This is a genomic window from Kitasatospora purpeofusca, assembly GCF_000718025.1.
GTDB lineage: Bacteria > Actinomycetota > Actinomycetes > Streptomycetales > Streptomycetaceae > Kitasatospora > Kitasatospora purpeofusca.
Genome location: NZ_JODS01000052.1, coordinates 1 through 22600 on the forward strand (window position 1 = coordinate 1; position 22600 = coordinate 22600).

Below are 22600 nucleotides of genomic sequence, written 5' to 3' on the forward strand. Positions count from 1 at the left end.
GCGCCGCCGCCAACTCACCGATCGAATGGCCCGCGACGAAGTCCGGCCGCACACCCCACGACTCGAACAACCGGAACAGCGCCACCTCCACCGCGAACAGCGCCGGCTGCGTCCAACCCGTCTCGTCCAACCCCTCACCCGAGGCGATCACCTCGCCCAACGGCAGCCCCAACGCCCCCGCCACCGCATCGAAAGCCTCGGCGAACACCGGCTGGGAAGCGTACAACTCACGCCCCATACCGACCCGCTGGGAACCCTGACCCGAGAACAGGAACGCCAGCCCGCCCGAACCCGCCACCCCACGCACCACATCCGCACCCTCCGGATCACGCAGCGCCGCCGGATCACCCAGCACCACCGCCCGCTCCTCCAACGCCGCCCGGCCCACGGCCAGCGACTGGGCGAGGTCCACCGGATCGGCGGCGAGGGCCAACTCGGCCACACGAGCGCCCTGTTCGCGCAGCGCCTCGGGCGAACGCGCCGACACGACGAACGGCAGCAGCGCAGCGTCCACCGACGGCCCGGCAACCTCGACCGGCGCGGTCTCCTCCACCGGGGCCTGCTCGACGATGACATGGGCGTTGGTGCCGGAGACACCGAACGCGGACACCGCGGCGCGGCGCGGACGCTCCAGCGCCGGCCACTGCCGCTGCTCGGTCAGCAGCTCCACCGTGCCCGCCGACCAGTCCACGTGCGGAGACGGCTCGTCCACGTGCAGCGTGCGCGGCAGCACACCGTGCCGGATCGCCAGCACCGACTTGATCACACCCGCCACACCGGCCGCGGCCTGGGTGTGACCGATGTTCGACTTCACCGAACCCAGCCACAGCGGCTGTTCGGGCGAACGCTGCTGCCCGTAGGTCGCGATCAGCGCCTGCGCCTCGATCGGGTCGCCGAGGGTGGTGCCGGTGCCGTGGGCCTCGACCGCGTCGACCTCGTCGGGCTTCAGGCCCGCGTTGGCCAGCGCGGCCCGGATCACCCGCTGCTGCGAAGGACCGCTGGGCGCGGTGAGGCCGTTGGAGGCACCGTCCTGGTTGACCGCGCTGCCGCGCAGCACCGCCAGCACCTCGTGGCCGTTGCGACGCGCGTCCGAAAGACGCTCCACCAGCAGCAGGCCCACACCCTCCGCCCAGCCCGTCCCGTCGGCACCCGCCGCGAACGCCTTGCAGCGCCCGTCGGGCGACATCGCGCGCTGGCGGGAGAACTCGACGAAGGTGGTCGGGGTGGTCATCAGCAGCACGCCGCCGGCGACGGCGAGGTCCGACTCGCCGGAGCGCAGCGACTGCGCGGCCAGGTGCAGCGCCACCAGCGAGGAGGAGCAGGCGGTGTCCACGGTCACCGCCGGGCCCTCGAAGCCGAAGGTGTAGGAGATCCGGCCGGAGGCGACGCTGCCCGCGTTGCCGATGCCGAGGTATGCCTCCAGCTCCGCCGGGACCTGCTGGGCGCCGCTCGCGTAGTCGCGGCCGGAGATGCCCGCGAAGACGCCGGTCCGGCTGCCGCGCAGGGCGGTCGGGTCGAGTCCGGCCCGCTCGAAGAGCTCCCAGGTGGTCTCCAGCAGCAGCCGCTGCTGGGGGTCGATCGCGGGGGCCTCGCGCGGCGGGATGCCGAAGAACTCGGCGTCGAACTCGCCGATGCCGTCGAGGAATCCGCCGTGCCGGGAGTAGGAGGTGCCGGGCCGGTCGCGGTCCTCGGGCGAGTACAGGGCGTCGAGGTCCCAGCCGCGGTCGGCCGGGAACTCGGTGAGCGCGTCGACGCCGTCGGCCACCAGCCGCCAGAGGTCCTCCGGCGAGGCGACGCCGCCGGGGTAGCGGCAGGCCATGCCGACGATGACGATCGGATCGATGTCGACGGCCGTGCCGGGGGCCGGGGCGGCCGTCCGGTCGGCCTGCGGGTCGGCGTCGGCCGCGCCCCACAGCTCGTCCGCCAGCCAGTCCGCGAGCGCGGCGGGCGTGGGGTGGTCGAAGACGGCGGTCGCGGGCAGCCGGCGGCCGGTGACCGCGCCCAGGCGGTTGCGGAACTCGACGGCGGTCAGCGAGTCGAAGCCCTGTTGCTGGAAGGCCCTGGCCGGGTCGACGGCGTCCGCCGAGCGGTGCCGCTGCACGGCCGCGGCCTCGGCCCGGACGACGCCGAGCAGGCTGCGGCGGCGCTCGGCGGCGGGCAGCGCGCCGAGCCGGGCGACGAGGTCGGCCTCGGCGGCCGCACCCCCACCGTCCTGCTGGGCCGAGCCGGCGCCGTCACGGGGCAGCAGTTCGGCCACCAGGCGCTGGTCCCGGCCCCGGAACAGGGCCGCCCAGTCGACGTCGGCGACGACCAGGTGGCTCTCGCCCTGGTCCAGCGCGGCGCCGAGCAGTTCGACGGCCTGCGTGGGAGGCAGCGAGGCGAGCCCGTGCCGGAGCAGCTGCCGCTCGGCGCCGTCGGCGGCGATGCCCGCGCCCGCCCAGTGGCCCCAGGCGATCGAGGTGGCCGGGAGTCCGGCGGCCCGGCGCTCGGCGGCGAGGGCGTCCAAGTAGGCGTTGCCGGGTGCGTAGTTGGCCTGGCCGGGGATGCCGGCGACGCCCGCGAGCGAGGAGAACAGGACGAACGCGGTCAGCGGCAGGTCCGCGGTCAGCTCGTGCAGCAGCCGCGCGGCGCCCGCCTTGGCGCGCAGGGCGGCGGCGAGCCGGTCGGCGCCGAGGGTGGGGAGCAGCCCGTCGTGCAGGGCGGCGGCGGTGTGGACGACCGCGCCCAGCGGCAGTTCGGCGGGGATCCCGGCGAGGACGGCGGTGAGCTGCTCGCGGTCGGCGACGTCGGCCGCGGCGAAGCTCACCCGGGTGCCGAGGGCGGCGAGTTCGGCCTCCAGCACCGCGGCCCCGGGGGCGTCGGCGCCGCGCCGGCCGACCAGCAGCAGGTGCTCGGCACCGCGTGCGGCCAGCCAGCGGGCGACATGGCCGCCGAGCGCGCCGGTGCCGCCGGTGATGAGGGTGGTGCCGCGCGGCTCCCAGGGCCGGCCCGCCGGGGCGGACGGCGCGGCGGGGGCCAGCCGGCGGGCGAAGGCGCCGGCCGGGCGCAGCGCGAGTTCGGTCTCCCGGTCGGGCGAGCGGTCGGCGATCAGGGCGGCGGCCTGCTGCCAGGTGCGCCGGTCGGGCTCGGCGGGCAGGTCGATCAGACCGCCGTGGAGGGCGGGCTGCTCGGCGGCCAGGATCGCGCCGAAGCCCCAGGTCAGGGCGTGCTCGGGGGCGGTGACGGGGTCGGTCGCGGAGTCGGCGGGCCCGGTGCCGACGGCGCCCCGGGTGAGGTACCAGACGGGGGCGGGCGCGGCCGCGTCGTCCAGGGCCTGGGCCAGGGCCACCTGGGCGGCGTGCGCCCAGGGGAGTTCGGGGTGCTCGGGGTGGGCGCCGGGGCGCAGGCCGAGCAGGGAGACGACGCCGGTGAGCGGGCCGTCCTCGGTGGTGAGCCGGGCCAGTTCGGCGGCCAGGGCGGGCCGGTCGACGCCGGCGGTGAGCGGCCGGACGGTGGCGCCGTGGGCGGTGAGGGCCTCGGTGAGGGCGGTCGCCCAGGGGTGGTCGGCCGGGGCTACGCCTTCCGGGAGGACGAGCAGCCAGCGGCCCTCGGCGGCGGTCGCGGTCGCCGTCGGGGTGCCGACCGGCCGCCAGACGACGCGGTGCCGCCAGCCGTCGGCGGCGGTCGCGGCGCGGCGCCGGTCCCACCAGGAGGCGAGCGCGGGCAGCACGGGGACCAGCCGGTCGCCGTCGACGCCGATCGCCTCGCCGAGGCGGCCCGCGTCCTGCTCGCCGACCAGGTCCCAGAACAGGCTGTCCCCGGCGGATCCGCCGGGGGCGGCCGTCAGCTCCGGGGAGCGGCTGGCGTCCAACCAGTAGCGCTGCCGCTGGAACGGGTAGCCGGGCAGTTCGGCGTGCGCGGGCCGGGCGTCGGCGAAGGCCGCCGTCCAGTCGACGGCCACGCCGCGCACGGACAGCTCGGCGACGGAGGTGAGCCAGCGCTCGCGGCCGCCCTGCCCGCGCCGCAGCGAGCCGGTGACGACGGCGGACGCGGTGGCGGCCGGGCCCACCGCGTCGAGGGTGTCCTCGATCGCGCCGGTGAGCACCGGGTGCGGGGAGACCTCGACGAACACGGTGTGCCCGGTCTCCGCGAGCCGGCGGGTGGCCTGCTCGAAGCGGACGGTGTGGCGCAGGTTGCGGTACCAGTAGCCGGCGTCCAGTTCGCCGGTGTCCTGCCACTCCCCCGTGACGGTGGACAGCAGCGGCACGGTGCCGGTGCGCGGGCTCAGGTCGGCCAGCAGGCCGAGGAGTTCCTCGCGCAGCGCCTCGGTCTGCGCGGAGTGCGAGGCGTAGTCGATGTTGACCGGTCGGGTGGTGACGCCCTCGGCGGTGTAGGCGGCGGTGAGTTCGGCGAGCGCGTCGAGGTCGCCGGAGACGACGGTGGCCTGCGGGCCGTTGACGACGCCGATGGAGAGCCGGCCGGGCCAGGCGGTGATCCGGCGTTCGACCTCGGCGAGCGGGCGCGGCACGGAGACCATGCCGCCCCGGTGGGAGATCCGGGCGAGCAGCTTGGCCCGCAGGGCGACGATCCGGGCCGCGTCGGCGAGGTCGAGGCCGCCCGCGACGTACGCGGCGGCGACCTCGCCCTGGCTGTGGCCGACGACGGCGTCCGGGCGGACGCCGTAGGTCTGCCAGAGTTCGGCGAGCGAGACCATCACCGCCCACAGCACCGGCTGGACGACGTCCACCCGGTCCGGGTCGGGGCCGTCGGCGGCGCCGCGGACGACGTCGAGCAGCGACCAGTCGGTGTGCGGGGCGAGGGCCTCGGCGCAGCGGGTGAGGGCGGCGGCGAAGGCGGGTTCGGTGTCGAGCAGTCCGGCGGCCATGCCGGCCCACTGGGAGCCCTGGCCGGGGAAGACGAAGACGGTGCGGCCGGGGGCGGCGGCCCGGCCGCGGACGACGCCGGGGCCGTCGAGCGCGCGCAGGGCCTCGGCCGCGTCGGCGGCCGGGGCGACGACGACGGCGCGCTCGTCGAGCGCGGCCCGCCCGGTGGCCAGGGTGAACGCGGCGTCGACGGGCCGGGTGCCGGGCAGCCGGTCGGCGATCCGGGCGGCGTGGGCGGTGAGCGCCTCGGGGGTGCGGGCGGAGAGCACGTACGGGAGGACGGCGGGGGCGGGGGCGGCCTCGACCGGCGCGGTCTCCTCCGCCGGGGCCTGCTCGACGATGACATGGGCGTTGGTGCCGGAGACGCCGAACGCGGACACCGCGGCGCGGCGCGGACGGTCCAGCGCCGGCCACTCGCGCTGCTCGGTCAGCAGCTCCACCGTGCCCGCCGACCAGTCCACGTGCGGAGACGGCTCGTCCACGTGCAGCGTGCGCGGCAGCACCCCGTGCCGGATCGCCAGCACCGACTTGATCACACCCGCCACACCGGCGGCCGCCTGGGTGTGACCGATGTTCGACTTCACCGAACCCAGCCACAGCGGCTGTTCGGCCGTCCGCTGCTGCCCGTAGGTCGCGATCAGCGCCTGCGCCTCGATCGGGTCGCCCAGCCGGGTGCCGGTGCCGTGCGCCTCGACCACGTCCACGTCCGCGGCGGTGAGCCCGGCGGAGTCGAGCGCCGCCCGGATCACCCGCTGCTGCGAGGTGCCGCTGGGGGCGGTGAGCTGGCTGGAGCGCCCGTCCTGGTTGACGGCGGAGCCGCGCAGCAGGGCGAGCACCCGGTGGCCGTTGCGGCGGGCGTCGGAGAGCCGCTCCAGGACCAGCAGACCGGCGCCCTCGCCCCAGCCGGTGCCGTCGGCGGCGGCGGCGAAGGGCTTGCAGCGGCCGTCGGCGGCCAGGCCGCGCTGGCGGCTGAACTCGATGAACATGCCCGGCGCGGCGAGCACGGTGGCGCCGCCGGCCAGGGCGAGCGAGCTCTCGCCGGAGCGCAGCGAGCGGGCGGCGAGGTGGAGCGCGACCAGCGAGGAGGAGCAGGCGGTGTCGACGGTGACGGCCGGGCCCTCCAAGCCGAGGGTGTAGGCGATCCGGCCGGAGGCGACGGAGGTGGTGGTGCCGGTGAGGACGTAGCCGTCGGTCTGCTCGGCGGGCAGGTGGTGCATGCTCGGCCCGTACTCCTGGGCGATGACGCCCGCGAACACGCCGGTGCGGGTGCCGCGCAGGGCCGCCGGGTCGATCGCGGCGTCCTCCAGGGCCTGCCAGGCGGTCTCCAGGAGCAGGCGCTGCTGGGGCTCGGCGGCGAGCGCCTCGCGGGGCGAGATGCCGAAGAAGTCGGCGTCGAACTCGCCCGCGTCGTAGAGGAATCCGCCCTCGCGGGCGTAGCTGCGGCCGGCCCGGTCGGGGTCGGGGTCGTAGAGGTGGTCGAGGTCCCAGCCCCGGTCGGTGGGGAAGGGGCCGACGACGTCGCGCTCCTCGGTGACCAGCCGCCACAGCTCGTCGGGGGTGTCGGCGCCGCCGGGGAAGCGGCAGGCCATGCCGACGATGGCGATCGGCTCCTCCGCCCCGGTCCCGCCGTCGGCGGCGGGGTCGGTGACGGCGGCGCGGGCCTCCGCGTCGCGCAGGCGGCGGCGGGTCTGGTGCAGCTCGGCGGCAACCTTGTTGAGGTAGTCGCGCAGCTTCTGCTCGTTGGTGCTCATATCTGCGGTGCCTCTCTCAGGAAATGCCGAGCTCGTTGTCGATGAAGTCGAAGATGTCGTCGTCGCTGACGTCGGTGATGCGGGTGGCGAGGTCGCCGTCGCCCTCGGTGTCGGGCGGGCCGGTCAGGCCGGCGAGCAGGGCGGTGAGCCGGTCAACGGCCTCGGCCCGGGCGGCCGGGTCGGCGGCGAGGGCGCTCAGGGTGCGCTCCAGCCGGTCGAACTCGGCTGCCGCGTCGACGGGTTCGGATCCCGAGGCGGCTTCCGGCGCTCCGGCCGGGGCGGCCGGCGGCGGGGCGAGCCGCTCGCGCAGATGGGCGGCGAGGGCGGCCGGGGTGGGGTGGTCGAAGAGAGCGGTGGTGGGCAGTCGCAGACCGGTCGCGGTGTTCACCCGGTTGCGCAGCTCGATCACCCCGAGGGAGTCGAACTCGCTGTCCATGAAGCCGAGTTCCGGCCGGATCGCGGTCGCGTCCGGGTGGCCGAGCACGGCCGCGGCGGTGGCCAGGACCAGCGCCAGCAACTGCCGTTCCTGCTCGGCCGGCGGCTGCCCGGCCAGTCGGGCCAGCAGCGCGGCCGGGCCGTCGGCACCGCCCCGGGCGGACGGGCGGGCCCGGTGCCGGGCGAGTCCGCGCAGCACCGGCGCCAGCCGGTCGGCGGGAACGGCCGCCGGGTCCAGCCGGGCGGCCACCAGGGCGGCGTCCGGGACACCGGCGGTGCCGGGGGCCCCACCAGGGATGCCGAGCGCGGCGTCGAACAGCGCGAGCGCCTGCTCGTCGGTCATCGGCGCCAGACCGGTGGCGCCGAGGCGCTCCCGCTCGGCGGCGCTGAGACCCGCCGCCATGCCTCCCTCGGCCTGCGCCCAGTGGCCCCAGGCGAGCGAGACGCCGGGCAGGCCGCGCACCCGCCGGTGCTGCGCCAGCGCGTCCAACTCGGCATTGGCGGCGCCGTAGTTGGCCTGGCCGGGGTTGCCCAGCAGGCCGACGGCGGAGGAGAACAGGACGAACGCGGCCAGGTCGTGGGAGCGGGTCAGCTCGTGCAGGTGCCGGGCACCGTCGGCCTTGGGCCGGCCGACGCTGCGCAGCCGTTCGGCGGTGAGCGAGCCGAGCACGGCGTCGTCCAGGACCCCGGCGGTGTGCACGACGGCAGTCAGCGGCCGTTCGGCGGGGACGGCCGCGAGCAGCGCCGCGACGGCGTCCCGGTCGCCGACGTCGGCGGCCCGCACGGTCACCTCGGCGCCCGACTCGGCCAGTTCGGCGACGAGTTCGGCGATGCCCGGGGCCTGCGGTCCCCTACGCCCGGCGAGCAGCAGGTGCCGGACGCCGTGCCGGTCGACCAGGCGGCGGGCGACGAGCCGGCCGAGGGCGCCGGTGCCGCCGGTGACCAGGACGGTGCCCTCGGGGTCGAGCGGGGCGGGCAGGGTCAGTGCGAGCTTGCCGGTGTGCCGGGCCTGGCTCAGCCGGCGCACCGCCTGCGTGGCCTGCCGGACGTCCTGGGCGTGGACCGGCAGCGGGCGCAGCGCGCCCTTCGCGAAGAGTCCGGCGAGTTCGGCGAGGATCTCGGCGATCCGGTCGGGGTCGACGTCGAACAGGTCGAAGGCCAGGTAGGCGGCGCCGTCGTGGTCGGCGGCGACGGTGGCCGGGTCGCGCGGGTCGGTCTTGCCCATCTCGACGAACCGGCCGCCGGGGGCGAGCAGGCGCAGCGAGGCGTCGGTGAACTCGTGGGCCAGCGCGTTGAGGACGACGTCGACGCCCCGGCCGCCGGTGGCGGCGCGGAAGGCCGGCTCGAAGTCGAGGGTGCGGCTGGAGGCGACCCGGTCGCCGACCAGGCCGAGCCCGCGCAGCACGCCCCACTTGCCGGGGCCGGCCGTGGCGAGCACCACCGAGCCTCCGTGCTGGGCGAGTTGGACGGCCGCCTGGCCGACGCCGCCGGTCGCGGCGTGGATCAGGACGGATTCGCCGGACCGCAGCCGGGCGAGGTCGTAGAGGCCGTGGTAGGCGGTGAGGAAGGCGACCGGGGCGGTGGCGGCCTCGGCCCAGGTCCAGCCGTCGGGGACGGGGAGGAGCAGCCGGTGGTCGGTGACCGCGACCGGGCCGAGGGTGCCCTGCACCAGGCCCATCACCCGGTCGCCGGGCCGCAGTCCGGTGACGCCGGGGCCGGTCTCCAGGACGGTGCCCGCTCCCTCGGCGCCGATCCGGGCGCCGCCCGGGTAGAGGCCGAGGGTGATCAGCACGTCCCGGAAGTTGAGGCCGGCGGCGCGCAGGGCGAGCCGGACCTCCCCGGCGGCCAGCGGGCGGCGGGCCTCGGGGGCGGGCAGCAGGGCGAGCGAGTCCAGGCTGCCGGGGGTGGCGGTGTCGAGCCGCCAGGTGTCGGCGGTGCCGGGGCCGACGGCACCGGGGGCGACGGCGTCGGGGACGAGCCGGTCGCCCGGGCGGGAGCGGGCGATCCTGGGGACGAGGATCTCCCCTGCCCGCAGGGCGAGTTGGGGTTCACCATCGGCGGCGTTGTGCTGCGCCGCGGCGAGGGCCCCGCCGAGGGCGGCACGGCTCGCGGGGGTGGTGTCGGTGTCCAGGAGGACGAAGCGGTCGGGGTGTTCGGCCTGGGCGGTGCGGACCAGGCCCCAGACCGCGCCGGCCGCCGGTTCGGGGACGTCCTCGCCGGGGTGGGTGGCGACGGCGTGCTCGGTGAGCAGCGCCAGGGTGCCGGTGTGCGCGGCGTCCAGCCAGTTGTGCAGCAGGGCGAGCGCCTGTTCGGCGGTGCGGACGGGGGCGAGCACGCTCTGCCCGGGGGCGGCCTCGGCGAGGGAGGCGAGCACGGGTCGCTCGTCCACCGGGTCGGCGGCTCCGGCCGGGTCCACGGCTCCGGCCGGGTCGGCCAGCAGGGCCCAGTCGACCGGCGGCGCGTCGGCGGCCGTGAGCGGGAGCCAGTCCAGCCGGTACAGCGAGTCCGGACCGGCGGCCGCCGGGGCCCGCAGGGTCAGCGCGCCGACGGTGGCGACCGGCAGCCCGGCCGGGTCGGTCAGCTCCAGGGCGACGGTGTCGGGCCCGGCCGGGGTGATCCGGGCCCGCAGGGCGCCGGTCCCGGTGCCGGTGCGGTGCACGGTGACGTCCCGCCAGGAGAACGGCAGCACCGTCCGCTCAGCGTCCAGGACGACGGCGTGCAGCACGGCGTCCAGCAGTGCCGGGTGCAGGGCGTAGGACTCGGCCTCGGCGGCGGGCAGCACCGGCGGCGCGGTGACCTCGGCGTAGCGCCGCTCGCCGTCGACGGCGGCCGCGGTGAGGCCCCGGAAGGCGGGACCGTAGTGGTAGCCCCGCTCGGCGAGGCGGTCGTAGGCGTCGGCGAGGTCGAGCGGCACGGCGGCCGGCGGCGCGGCGGCGACGGCGGACCCGGCGGCCTCCGCAGGCTCCACCGGCGCGACGGCGACGGCCCCGGTGGCGTGGGTGGTCCAGTCGGAGTCCCCGACCTCCCCGGCCTCCGGCTGGGACCGGATCCGCAGCGGTCGGCTCCCCTCCTCGTCGGCGGCGCCCAGCAGCACCTGGAGCCTCACCCCGGCCCGGGCGGCCGCCGGCAGGGCGAGCGGCGCGGCCAGGTCCAGGGTCTCCACCCGGGCAGCACCCGCCCGCAGCGCGGCCTGCACGGCCAGCTCCAGGAAGGCGGTGCCCGGCAGCAGGACGGTCCCGGCGACGGTGTGGTCGGCCAGCCACGGGTGGGTCCGCAGGGAGAGCCGGCCGGTGAACAACCAGCCATCGCCGTCCGGGAGTTCGGTGACCCCGGTGAGCAGCGGGTGTCCGGTCGGGGCGAGACCGCCGGGGCCGTCGGCGGTGTGCCCGGCCGGAGTGTCCAGCCAGTGCCGGCGGCGCTCGAAGGGGTAGGTGGGCAGCTCGGGGCGGTCGGCCCCGGCGGCGGCCGGAAGGGCGGCGGCCCAGTCGACCGGCACCCCGTGCACGTGCAGCCGGGCCAGCGCCTCGGCGACGGTCGCCCGTTCCGGCCGATCGGCGCGCAGCAGCGCGGCGATCGCCCGCGCGGGCGGGGCGGGGAGGGCCGTGTCGGCGTCGGCGAGCGCCTCCTCGGTGAGGGCGGTCAGCACGGGGCCGGGTCCGAGTTCCAGGTAGGCGGTGGTGCCGAGGCCGTCCAGGGTGCGCACGCCGTCGTGGAAGCGGACCGCCTCCCGGATGTGCCGCACCCAGTACCCGGGGTCGGTCAGCTCCCCGGCCCGGGCGAGGCCGCCGTGCAGGTTGGAGACCACGGGGGTGTGCGGCTCCCGGTAGTCGAGCCGCTCGGCGACCGCGCGGAACTCGTCCAGCACCGCGTCCATGTGCGGTGAGTGGAACGCCCGGCCGACCGTCAGCAGCTTGACCCGCCGTCCGCGCGCCCGCCACTCCTCGGCCAGCCGCCGGACCTCGGCCTCGTCGCCGGAAAGGACGACGGAGGACGGGCCGTTGACGGCGGCGATCGCCACCCGGTCGGCGAGCGGCGCCAGTTCGGGCGCGACCTCGGCCTCGGTGGCCCCGATCGCGGCCATCGCGCCGTGCGCGGGCAGTGCCTCCATCAGCCGGCCGCGGGCGGCGACCAGCGCCACCGCGTCGGGCAGGGTGAGCACACCGGCCAGGTGCGCGGCGCTCAACTCGCCGATGGAGTGGCCGATCAGCCGCTCCGGGCGCAGGCCGTACGCCTCGACCGCGAGCCGGTGCAGGGCGACGTGCAGGGTGAACAGGGCGGGCTGGGTGTAGGCGGTGGTGTCCAGCAGGGCGGCCGGCGCGGTGCCGGGCTCGGCGAACAGCACCTCGGTCAGCGGCGTGTCCAGATGCGGGGCGAACAGCTCCGCGATCTCGTCCACGGCGGCCCGGAACGCCGGCTCGCCCGCGTACAGTTCACGGCCGGCGCCCGGCCGCTGGCTGCCCTGGCCGGAGTAGAGGAACGCCGGTCCGGACGGGCGGGCGGCCTCGGCCCGGAGCAGGCCGGGGGCGTCCTCGGCGCCCTCGGCCAGCGCCCGCAGGGCCTCGGTACGGGCCTCGGCCGCACCGCCCAGGACGGCGGCCCGGTGCGCGAAGTGGGTGCGGCCGGTGGCCAGGGCCCTGGCGACGCCGGGGGCTTCGGGCGCGACCGCGTCCAGCAGCCGGGCGGCCTGGGCCCGCAGGGCGGCGGGCGTCCGGGCCGACAGCAGCAGCGGGGCGTCGGACAGCGCCGTGCGCTCCTCGGAAAGCTCGGGCTCCTCGGAAAGCTCGGGCTCCTCCGGCGCGGCCTCCAGGATCAGGTGCGCGTTGGTGCCGCTGATCCCGAAGGAGGACACCGCCGCGCGGCGCGGCCGGTCCGTGGCGGGCCAGGCGCGCGTCCCGTCGAGCAGCTCCACGCTGCCCGCCGACCAGTCGACGTGGGGCGAGGGTGCGTCCAGGTGCAGCGTGCCCGGCAGTTCGCCGTGCCGCAGCGCCTGCACCAGCTTGATCACCCCGGTGACCCCGGCCGCGGCCTGGGTGTGCCCGAGGTTGGACTTCGACGAGCCCAGCAGGACCGGCTGTTCGCCCGGGCCCCGCTGCCCGTAGGTGGCGAGCAGCGCCCGGGCCTCGATCGGGTCGCCGAGCGCGGTGCCGGTGCCGTGCGCCTCGACCGCGTCCACGTCGGCCGGGGTGAGCCCGGCCGAGGCGAGCGCCTGGCGGATGACCCGCTCCTGCGCCGGGCCGTTGGGGGCGGTCAGCCCGTTGGAGGCGCCGTCCTGGTTCACGGCGCTGCCCCGCACCAGCGCCAGCACCCGGTGCCCGTTGCGGCGGGCCGCGGAGAGCCGCTCCAGCAGCACCAGCCCGACGCCCTCGGCCCAGGCGGTCCCGTCGGCGGCGGCCGCGAAGGGCTTGCAGCGGCCGTCCGGCGCCAGGCCGCGCTGGCGGCTGAACTCGGTGAACATGCCGGGCGAGGACATCACCGTGGCACCGCCCGCGAGGGCGAGGTCGCACTCCCCCGCGCGCAGCGCCTGCGCGGCCAGGTGGATCGCGACCAGCGAGGAGGAGCAGGCGGTGTCGATGGTGATGGCGGGCCCCTCCAGCCCGAGCGCGTACGCGAGCCGGCCGGAGGCGACGGAGGTCAGGGTGCCGGTGAGGGCGTGCCCCTCGTACCCGGCGGGCGTCTCGTGCAGGCGCGGCCCGTAGTCCTGCGGCATGACACCGACGAACACGCCGGTGCGGGTGCCGCGCAGGGCGGCCGGGACGATGCCGGCCCGCTCGGTCAGCTCCCAGGCGGACTCCAGCAGCAGCCGCTGCTGGGGGTCGGTCGCGGCGGCCTCGCGCGGCGGGAGGCCGAAGAAGGCGCCGTCGAACTCGTCGGCGTCGTAGAGGAATCCGCCCTGGCGGGTGTAGGAGGTGCCGGGGCGCTCGCCGTCCGGGTCGAACAGCGCGTCGAGGTCCCAGCCCCGGTTCTCCGGGAACGGGCCGATGGCGTCCCGGCCGTCGCGGAGCAGCTCCCACAGCTGCTCGGGGGTGTCGGCGCCACCCGGCCAGCGGCCGCTGAGGGCGACCACGGCGATCGGGTCGTCCGCCTCCTGCGCGGTGGCGGTTCCGTGAACGGCACCGGCGGCGGCACCGGCTCCCGCACCGGCGGCGTCCGGCCGCTCGGCGAGGAAGGCGGCGACGGCGCGCGGCGTCGGCCGGTCGTACACCAGGCTGGTCGGCAGGGCGCGGCCGACCGAGCCCGCGAGGCGGTCGCGGAACTCGACCGAGGCGACGGAGTCGAAGCCGAGGTCCTTGAAGGTGCGGTCCGGGTCCACGGCCTCCGCCCCGCCGGACTCGCCGAGCACGATCGCCGCACCCGCGCGGACGGCGGCCAGCGCGGTCGCCTCGTCCAGGACGGGAGCCTCCGGGACGTCCGCCGGGAGGACCGTGTTGTCCGCGGTCTCCTCGACCGCCGTCTCCTCGACCGCCGCGCGGCCCGACCCGGCCGCCGGCGCGACCGGCCCGCCGTCCGGCAGCCAGAGCCGGCGACGCTGGAAGGCGTACGTCGGCAGACCGGTGAGCCGCTGCCCCGGCCCGGACCAGGCCCGCCAGTCGACCGCGCCGCCGCGCACGAACAGCTCGGCGACGGCGCCGCCGAACTGATCGAGGCCGCCGTGGTCGCGCCGCAGCGTGCCGGTGACCGCCGCCGCGCCGTCCGTCAACTCGCCCAGACCGAGGGTGAGTACGGGGTGCGGGCTGCTCTCGACGAAGGCCCGGTGCCCGTCGGCCAGGGCGGCCCGCACGGCCCGGTCCAGCCGGACGGTGCCACGCAGGTTGCGGAACCAGTACCCGCCGTCCAGCCCGGCGGTGTCGAGACGGCCGCCGGTGAGCGTCGAGTAGAAGGCGACGTCGGCGGTGCGCGGGCGGATCCCGGCCAGCAGCTCGGCCAGGGACTCGCGCAGCGGCTCCATCTGGGCCGAGTGCGAGGCGTAGTCGACGGGCACGAGCTTGGCCCGTACGCCCTCCGAGCGGTACACCTCGACCAGTGCCTCGACGGCCTCCCGCTCGCCCGAAACCACCGTGGAGGTGGGGCCGTTGACGGCGGCGACGCCGAGCAGGTCCGGGTCCGGCGCGGCCGCGATGGCGGCCTCCACCTCGGCGACGGGCAGCGGGACGGCGGCCATCGCGCCCCGGCCGGTCAGGCCGAGCCCGGCGATCGCCTGCGACCGCAGGGCGACCACGGCGGCCGCGTCCTCCAGCGAGAGCGCGCCCGCCACATGGGCGGCGGCGATCTCGCCCTGGGAGTGGCCGATCACCGCGTCGGGCCGCACGCCCGCCGCCTCCCAGAGCGCGGCCAGGGACACCATGACGGCGAACAGGGCGGGCTGGACGACATCGACCCGGTCCAGGCCGGGCGCTCCCGGCCGGCCGCGCAGCACCGCGTCCAGCGACCAGTCGACATGCGGGGCGAGGGCCTTCTCGGTCTCCTCGATCTTCGCCGCGAACACCGCTGCGGTGTCGAGCAGTTCACGCGCCATGGCGTCCCACTGCGCGCCCTGGCCGGGGAAGACCAGCACGGTGCCGGCGCCGCCCGCGGACACCGCCCGGCCCTGAACCAGGCCCGGCAGCTGGCCGCCCCCGGCGAGGGCGTCCAGACCGGCGAGCAGCTCGGACCGATCGGTGCCGGTGACGGCCGCCCGGTACTCGAAGGCGGTCCTGGTGGTGGCCAGCGCCCGCCCGAGGTCCGTCGGCGCGAGCTCCTCCCGCTGCTCGGCGAACTCCCGCAGCCGGGCGGCCTGTTCGCGCAGACCGGCCGGCGTCCGGGCGGACAGCGGCCACAGCGCCGGCCACGGCGCGGACTCCGTCGCCGCGTCGTCGTCCGCACCGATCACGGCCGGGGCCGTCTCCGGGGCGTCGGCGACCAGCACATGGGCATTGGTACCGCCCACACCGAAGGAGCTGACCCCGGCGATCAGCCGCCCCTCCGGGTCCGGCCAGGGACCGGACCCGGTACGGACGGCCAGGCCGAGCCCGTCGAAGTCGATGTCCGGGTTCGGCGTACGGAAGTTGAGGCTCGCGGGCAGTCGGCGGTGGCGCACCGCCAGCACCGTCTTCAGCAGGCCGACCAGGCCCGCCGCACCCTCCAGGTGGCCCACATTGGTCTTCGCGGAGCCGACCTGCAGCGGACGCCCAGCCGGACGCCCAGCGCCCAGCGCGGCACCGAGACCGGCGGCCTCGAGCGGGTCGCCGACCCGGGTACCGGTGCCGTGCAGTTCGACGTACTGCACCAGGGCGGGGGCGACGTCCGCGCGCCGGGCGGCGGCGCGGATCACGGCCGCCTGGGCCTCGGCGCTCGGCACGGTGAGCCCGTCCGTCCCGCCGTCGCTGTTGACGGCGCTGCCGAGCAGCACGGCGTGCACGGGGTCGCCGTCGGCGACGGCGCGGGCGAGCGGCTTCAGCACCAGCAGCACGGCGCCCTCGCCGCGCGCGTAGCCGTCGGCACCCGCGTCGAAGGTGGCGCAGCGGCCCTCGGGCGACAGGGCGCCGAACCGCTCGACGGTGAGGGTGGACTCGGGGGCGAGGTTGAGGTTCACGCCGGCGACCAGGGCGACGTCCGACTCGCCGGTGCGCAGGCTCTCCAGCGCGAGGTGGACGGCGACCAGCGAGGAGGACTGCGCGGAGTCGACGGTGAGGCTGGGGCCGCGCAGGTCGAGGGCGTGGGAGACGCGGTTGGCGATCAGACCCCGGTTGACACCGGTGAGGCTGTGCCGGGTGATCGCGTCGGCCCCGGTGGTGAGGGTGCTCCAGTCGCCGGCGATGGCCCCGACGAAGACGCCGGCCCGCCGCCCGGCCAGGGTGGCGGGGAGGATGCCCGCGTCCTCCAGGGCCTCCCAGGCGAGTTCGAGCACGAGCCGCTGCTGCGGGTCGGCGGCGGCGGCCTCCCCGGCCGCGAGGCCGAAGAACTCGGCGTCGAAGCGGTCGACCTGGTCGAGCCAGCCGGCGGCCAGCCGCGGCCGCGCCGCGTCGGCGAACCGGCCCGGCGGGACGGTGCCGACACTGCTGGTGCCGCTGTCGAGCAGCCGCCAGAACGCCTCGGGGTCCGCCGCACCGGGCAGACGGCAGGCGGCGCCGACAACGGCCACCGCCTCCGGCGGGCCGGACTGCGGTGCGGACGGGTCGAGGGGTTCCAGGGTCGCCATGGTGGTTCCACTCCTGAGGGCCGGCGGCTGGGGTGACGAACCTCAGCGTTCCGTGGCACCCCCGCCCACCGGCCCCCTAGCCAACCCCTGTCGAACCCCTATGGCACCCCCGACGACCTCGGCAATCACCGCCCCGGACGTCTCTTCGCGCCCGCCTTCCCGACGGTCCGTCACCATTCCGTCATGACCGACCGACGGACCGTCACCACGGTGAGTGGATGACATCACCCGCAGCAGGTCGACCACGGCCACGGGACCGTGTCCGGGCGGCTCCTTGCGTGAAGCAAGGAGCCACCCGAGCCAGGTGAGAGCCATTGAGCGGTACCCCGTCCGGGGTGGACTAGTGGGAAGTCGAACGGGCCGACTTCCCACTCGGCCCCGGGCCGGGCGACTCACGGTCCAGCGCGTATCTGCATGAGCGTGCTGCCACGAATCTCCGGTGGGCCCTTGCCTGGGCAAGGGCCCACCGGAATGCCGCTGCTTGTACGGGCCTCCCCATCAGTGGGTCGAGGGTGGCTTCCCCTCGCCCTGTCGCCAAGGGCTGTCCCATAAATGATCTCCGCTTCGTCCCGGGCACAAGGGGTTGCCGTACGGCCCGCTGGCCTGTCCGGCGAGGGCGAGGTTGTGCATCCGGGCGATGCCCAGCGTGGCGTGGTGGACTCCGTCGCCTTTCAACCGGCAGTCGCGGAGGAGCTTCCGAGTCTTCATCCGGGCGACGACGTGTTCGACGCTCCACCGGCAGGCTCCAGGGACGACCTTTGCGGACTGGATCCGCACCCTCCCGACGCAGCGCAGTGACCAGCTTGCCGAACTACCGCAGGCTCAGCCCGGTGAACGGGGCTGCCCGGGACGGCTCCGACGCCGTGATCACACCAGCCACGCCAAGATCATCCTGGTCCGCCGAGGGGCACGTAAAGTCGCACTCTCACTCCAGATACACACGGAGTTGGGGGGTGGGGACACGGCAAGCTATCTCCAGACCCGAGCCAACGCCGGGGCCTGTCCGACCCACCCCCCATGGCCGCGAATCCCTGGCGATCTCCGTCCGGCCCATCACGGCGCACCGTACCCCGAGTCACTGACAACACGGTCGCTGCGTAGGCGAGGATCACGAGGCACCTGCAGGGCAGCCAGGCATCGAGCCAGATCCCCCGACCAGTAGATACGGGACAGCCCTTGGCGACGAGAAACCACACCGAAGGCCAGGCGGAGTGGGAAGTCGATGCCGCCGACTTCCCACTCCTGGGCAGACCGTGAAAGCTGCCTCCGGTGGCTCCTCGCTCCACGCAAGGAGCCACCAGAACAGCGAGGGCCGTCGAGCAGTACCCCCAAAAGCTCCGGGGTGGAGCAGCAGGAAGTCGCACGGGCCGACTTCCTACTACTCCCCGGAGGCCGGTCGACTCAAAGGTCGGCGCGTATCTGGATGAGCTTGCCGCTACGAATCTCCCAGGGCCCCCTTGCTGCGCCGCAGGGGTCACCGGAACGCTGCCGTTCTGTGGGCTCCGCCACTCTCTTGACGACTGTGGCCGCCATGCGCTGACCATGGCGGCCCGAGCTCGGGCCGCTACTCACCACGAGCCGGGTGAAGCCGAGACCCGCGATCAGGAAGTCGATGCCGCCGACTTCTCACTCCCGGGCCCTTCCCCTGTGGCTCCCTTGCAGCTCGCAAGGGAGCCACCGGAACACGGCAAGGGCCCTTGAGCAGTCCCCAATCCTCGGAGTACGGAGTGGAAGGAGGCCGGCCAGCTCAGATCCAGCGCGTATCTGTGGGAGTTTGCCGCTCTGCATCCCGGTCGCCCCTCGCACCGCGAGACGGCCACCGGACAATCGATGATCGCGCGGCCTCCCATACCCTCCCCTCGGCCGGTCCGGGCGAGGGCAGCGGCACCGGTCGAAGGCCAGGCGGAGCAGGAAGTCGACCAGGCTGACTTTCTGCTCCTGGGTCTTCCGTTCCGGTGGCTCCCTTGCTGTGTGCAAGGGAGCCACCGGGACCGGGATTCGCCGCCAGTGGAGTGGGAGGCCAGAGCGGCCGACTTCCCACTCCGGGACAGAGCGTGAAAGCTACGGGAACACAGTGGGGGTCGTTGAGCAGTACCGCGCAAGCTTCAAGGTGGAGTAGTGGGAAGTCGAGAATGCCGACTTCCCACTACTGCCAGGAGGCCGGTCGACTCAAAAGTCGGCGCGTACCTGGATGTGCTTGCCACTACGAATCTCCAGTGGCCCCTTGCGCCAAGGGGCCACTGGAACACCGCCGTTGTGTGGGCTTCCCGCTCCCTTGAGGGCTGTGGCCGCCATGCGTTGACGGTGGCGGCCCGATTTCGGGCCGCCACTTGCCACGAGATGGTGAAGCCGGGAGTGGGAAGTCGATGTCGCCGACTTCCCACTCGCGGGTCTTTCCCCGGTGGCTCCCTTGCAGCTCGCAAGGGAGCCACCGGAACCAAAACGCACCACCGGTGGAGTAGGAAGTCGGACCGACCGACTTCCCACTTCACATCACCCGACTCCGCAGGCTGCCCCTCGCTCCGCCCGAGCAAGGGACAACCGCTTACCAAGGCTGTTCCTCCTGGTGAGATCAAAGAGCAAGCGGAGTAGGAAGTCGATATCGCTGACTTCCTACTCGCGGGTCTTCTCCGGTGGCTCCCCTGCGGCGTGCAGGGGAGCCACCGGGAGCGAGGTTCGCTGCCGGTGGAGTAGGGGTCGGAGCGGCCGAATTCCCGTTCCGGGTGGCCACCGGGGCGCCCGGTGGCCGCGGACGGGGGGCGTCCTGCACCTCAGGAGGCGGCCCGTCGCCTCAGCGTAGAGCGCCGCCGCTCATGACGGCGCCCCGGACACCCCCGGCGGGGTGTCCGGGGCGTCCGGGGCGGCGGTCCGACGCGCGAAGCGCCGCCCTCAGCCGGCGACCAGGTCCGCGCGGCGGGGGAAGGCCGGGCGCGGCGGGGTGCCGTCGGCGGCGCCCGACGGGACGGGGCCGAGCAACCGGGCGAGGTCGACCCGGCGGCGGACGCCGAGCTTGCGGTAGACCCGGGTGAGGTGCTGCTCGACGGTCGAGACGGTGATGTAGAGCTTGCGTGCGATGTCCCGGTTGGACAGGCCGCGCGCAGCGAGCTCGGCGACCCGGCCCTCGGCCTCGGAGAGCCCGCCGGCGGTGCCCTCCGGGGCCGGGACCGAAGTGGCGACCGGAAGCGGCCGTCCGACCACCGGCAGCGGGGACGCCGGCAGCGCAGACGCCGACAACGGGGACACCGGCAGCAGCGACACCGGCGCGGGCGCCTGCGGCCGTACCGGCACCACGGCCAGCGCCGGCGTCCGGCGCACCCGGCGGTCGGCCCGGCGGGCCCGGCCCGGGTCGCCGTCGTGCTGGTGGGCCTCGCTCAGCTCCCCCAGCGCCGCCGCCAGTTCGGATTCCGCCCCGGCCTCCTCCAGCAGTCCGACGGCGCGTTCCAGCAGCTCCGTGCGCTCGGCCGGTCCGCCCGCCGCCGCGCGGATCCGCAGCGCCAGGCCGCGGATCCTGGGGTGGCCGACCGGTCCGAGCCGGGCGAGCTGCTGGTCCGCGAGGGCGACGGCGCTGCCCGGCCGGCCGAGGGCGAGCTGGGCGCGGGCCGCGCCCAGCCGCCAGGGTGCGATGGCCGGCAGGTGGTCGATGCCCCAGCGGGCCATGGTGTCACCGCAGGCGCGGTAGTCGGCGAGGGCCTGCTCGGCCCGGCCGAGGGCGAGCCGGTGACCGGCCAGCGCGTAGCGGTGGTGCAGTCCGGCGGGCGTGTGCTCCAGGCCCGCCGGGGTGGGCAGCTCCAGGAAGTGCGCGGCGTCCTGGTGCAGGCCGAGCGCGGTGCGGGCGGCCGCCATGGTCGCCAGCGGCAGCCCCACGGCCACCCCCCAGGCCTCCGGGCGGACGTGTGCGAACGCGGCGCGCCCGGCCTCGTCGGCGCTGCGCAGGTCGCCCTGGCGCAGCGCCGCCTCGGCGCGCAGCGCGGCCAGCAGGGCGTTCCAGTGGGCGCCGCAGCGGGCGCCGGCGCGTTCGGCGAGCGGGGCGCACCAGTGGGTGGCCCGGTCGGCGCGGTCGGCGTAGAGCAGGACGGTGAGGGCGGCGGTGAGGGATTCGGTGCGCACGCCGCCGAGGCGTCCGGCGCGCAGCACGAGTTCGGCGTGGACCACGGCGTCCTCGGGGGACACGGTGCCGGCGAGGAGCGCGGCGAGCAGCCGCATGCCGTCGCCCCGGTCGGCGGTGGCGCCGTCGTGCGGGCCGGTCCGGCGGGCGGGGTTGGGGAGCAGTGCGGGGTACCAGTAAGCGAGCCAGTGGCGCAGGGGCTCGGTGTGCACGGCCTGGCCGGGGACGGCTTCGAAGCGGGCCAGCGCGGCGGTGCCCTCGTCGATCCGGCCGTGCCAGAAGTGGTGGCGCAGGCGCTTGAGTTCGTGGCGCAGCGCGGTGTCGGCGTCGGTGACGGTGCCGGGGAGGGTGGGGACGCATTCGACGGCGGGGCCGGTCGGCGCCGGGCCGGACCACAGTTGCAGGCCGTGGGCCGGGACCGGTCCGAAGCCGCCGGTGGCACCGGCCTCCTCCTCCACCGCCTCGACCGCCAACGCGTCGGCCGCCACCGCCTCGTCCTCCGCCTCGACGTCCTCCCCCACGGCGTCCGCGACCACGGCGTCCGCCACCACCGCGGACTCCGGGCCGGGCACCTCCCACACCCCGCCGCCGCCGAACTCCGGCAGCACCGCACCGGGCTCCCCCGCACCGGCGGCGGGCGCCGGTCCGAGCGAGCTGCGCAGGTGCCCCTCGGCGACCCGGGCGTGCCCGTCGACGGTGGCCGCCGTCGCGCCGGCGGCGCGCAGGAGCCGGCCGGCCCGCTGGTGCAGGGCGGCGAGTTCGAGCGGCCGCATCGCGGCGAGCAGGTCCCCGGCGGCGGTGGGGTGGCGGAAGCCGCCGTCGCGGAACAGCCCGGCGGCGTGCAGCAGGTACAGCGCCCGGGGCAGCGCGTCGGGGGCGAGCAGCAGCAGTTCGGCGAGCAGTTCCGGGGTGGCGCCGGCGCCGAGCACGGCGACGCCGCGCGCGTAGTGCAGGGCGAGCGGGTCGATCCGGTGCAGGCAGTGCATCAGGCCGCGCCGGTAGCCCTCGCCGACGACCAGGGTGCCGGGGTTGCCGGCCCGTTCCTGGTCACCGACGAGGCTGTGCACCAGCAGCGGGTTGCCGCCGGTGAGGGTGTGCGCCTCGGCCGCGTGCCGTTCGGCGGCCGCGGCGCCGAGGCGGGTGCGCAGCACCTCGGCGACGAGTTCGGTGCTGAGCAGGTCGAGCCGGATGTGCTGGTGGTGCGGCTGGCGGGCGAGTTCGACCTCGAACAGCGGGTGCGCCGGGGTCATGGTCTCGCGCGAGCTGAGGACGGTGAGCACGCCGGTGCCCCGGGTGCGGCGGACCAGGTAGAGCAGGAACTCCAGGGACTGCGGGTCGGCGTCCTGCCGGTCGTCGACGGCGATCAGCACGGGGGCGCGTTCGGCCAGGCCGCGGACCAGCCGGAACAGGCCCTCCAGGACGCGCTGGGTGAGCCGTCCGGCGGGGCGGTCGGAGGGGGCGGGGACGGTGCCGGAGGCCGCGCCCTCGGCGAGCAGGGCCTCGGCGGTGGCGGCCTCCTCGGGGGCGAGGTCGGCGCCCTGGAGGAGCTGGCGGGCCAGGCCGAGCGGGAACTCGCGTTCGAGCGGCGAGCCGGTGCCGACCAGGACCTGGACGCCGCGCTCGGCGGCGGTGTCGGTGAAGGCGTAGAGCAGGTCACTGCGGCCGCTGCCGACGGAGCCGTGCAGCACGATCACGCTGCCGGCGCCGGCCGCGCAGCGGTCCAGGGCGTGGTGCAGCCGCCGGTACTCGGACTCGCGGCCGGCCGGCGAGGTTCTGGAGGGATCGTACGGATCGTGCGGCGGGGACACGGGAAGGGGGGACATCCGTTCTCCTGGTGCAGGGCGCACGGGAGGACGGGCCGCTGGGCGCTCCTCCTCGCGCGGGTTCGTGGGCGAGGGAATCGGACGGACCGACCGGGGCGGGCGGGGACGCCCGGCCGGCCGACCGGCTCAGCGACAGAGGGAGCTGGCGCGCCGCAGCAGGTCGACGTCGAGGCGGGCGACCAGGCGGAGGTCGGCACCGAGCAGCGGGGCGGCGGACGTCGTACGCGAACCGATGAGCGACGACGGCTGCGAACCGGCGCACTGTCCGCCTGCCCGCTGTGCCACGACGTTCTCCGTCCCCCGCGCCCTCCCGGGCCCAAAACCGCGCTTGTGACGGTCCGTCGGTCGGACGGACCCTCACCTGGCTTATCCCCGGGGCACCCCACCGCAGTGTGGGGGTTGCCGGTCAGCCGGCCGGGGCCTTGGGGCTGACACTCTTCGCCGCCTCC

The 22600-nt window shown here is 76.2% G+C and carries 4 protein-coding genes, 2 pseudogenes and 1 riboswitch; all 6 genes and pseudogenes read right to left on the reverse strand.

The window, feature by feature from the left end; translation table 11 throughout:
* A partial coding sequence (locus IF01_RS50665; RefSeq protein WP_244215779.1) for a type I polyketide synthase occupies window positions 1-6613 on the reverse strand: 6613 nt, incomplete at its 3' end.
* A gap of 16 nt (window positions 6614-6629) precedes the next feature.
* The gene (locus tag IF01_RS0139435) at window positions 6630-16223 is read right to left on the reverse strand and encodes a type I polyketide synthase (RefSeq protein ID WP_078880727.1); all 9594 of its coding nucleotides are present in this window, start codon (window positions 16221-16223) and stop codon (window positions 6630-6632) included.
* Between the two features lie 606 nt (window positions 16224-16829).
* Window positions 16830-16961 (reverse strand): annotated as a pseudogene (locus IF01_RS51680) (IS5/IS1182 family transposase); the annotation flags it as partial.
* Window positions 16948-17103: pseudogene (locus tag IF01_RS51685) on the reverse strand (IS5/IS1182 family transposase); the annotation flags it as partial. The pseudogenes IF01_RS51680 and IF01_RS51685, both read right to left, overlap by 14 nt.
* Window positions 17104-19112: 2009 nt before the next feature.
* Window positions 19113-22151, reverse strand: coding sequence for a helix-turn-helix transcriptional regulator (locus IF01_RS0139440; protein WP_078880728.1), 3039 nt, complete (start codon window positions 22149-22151; stop codon window positions 19113-19115).
* Window positions 22152-22277: 126 nt separating this feature from the next.
* On the reverse strand, window positions 22278-22436 hold the full coding sequence (locus tag IF01_RS48810; RefSeq protein WP_157855485.1) for a hypothetical protein: 159 nt from the start codon (window positions 22434-22436) through the stop codon (window positions 22278-22280).
* A 34-nt stretch (window positions 22437-22470) separates the two neighbouring features.
* Window positions 22471-22594, reverse strand: a riboswitch (SAM riboswitch).
* Between the last annotated feature and the right edge of the window lie 6 nt (window positions 22595-22600).

Coding starts and splice junctions, on each gene's coding strand:
- IF01_RS0139440 (WP_078880728.1), bottom strand. CDS start 22,151: ATGTCCCCCCTTCCCGTGTCCCCGCCGCACGATCCGTACGATCCCTCC.
- IF01_RS0139435 (WP_078880727.1), bottom strand. CDS start 16,223: ATGGCGACCCTGGAACCCCTCGACCCGTCCGCACCGCAGTCCGGCCCG.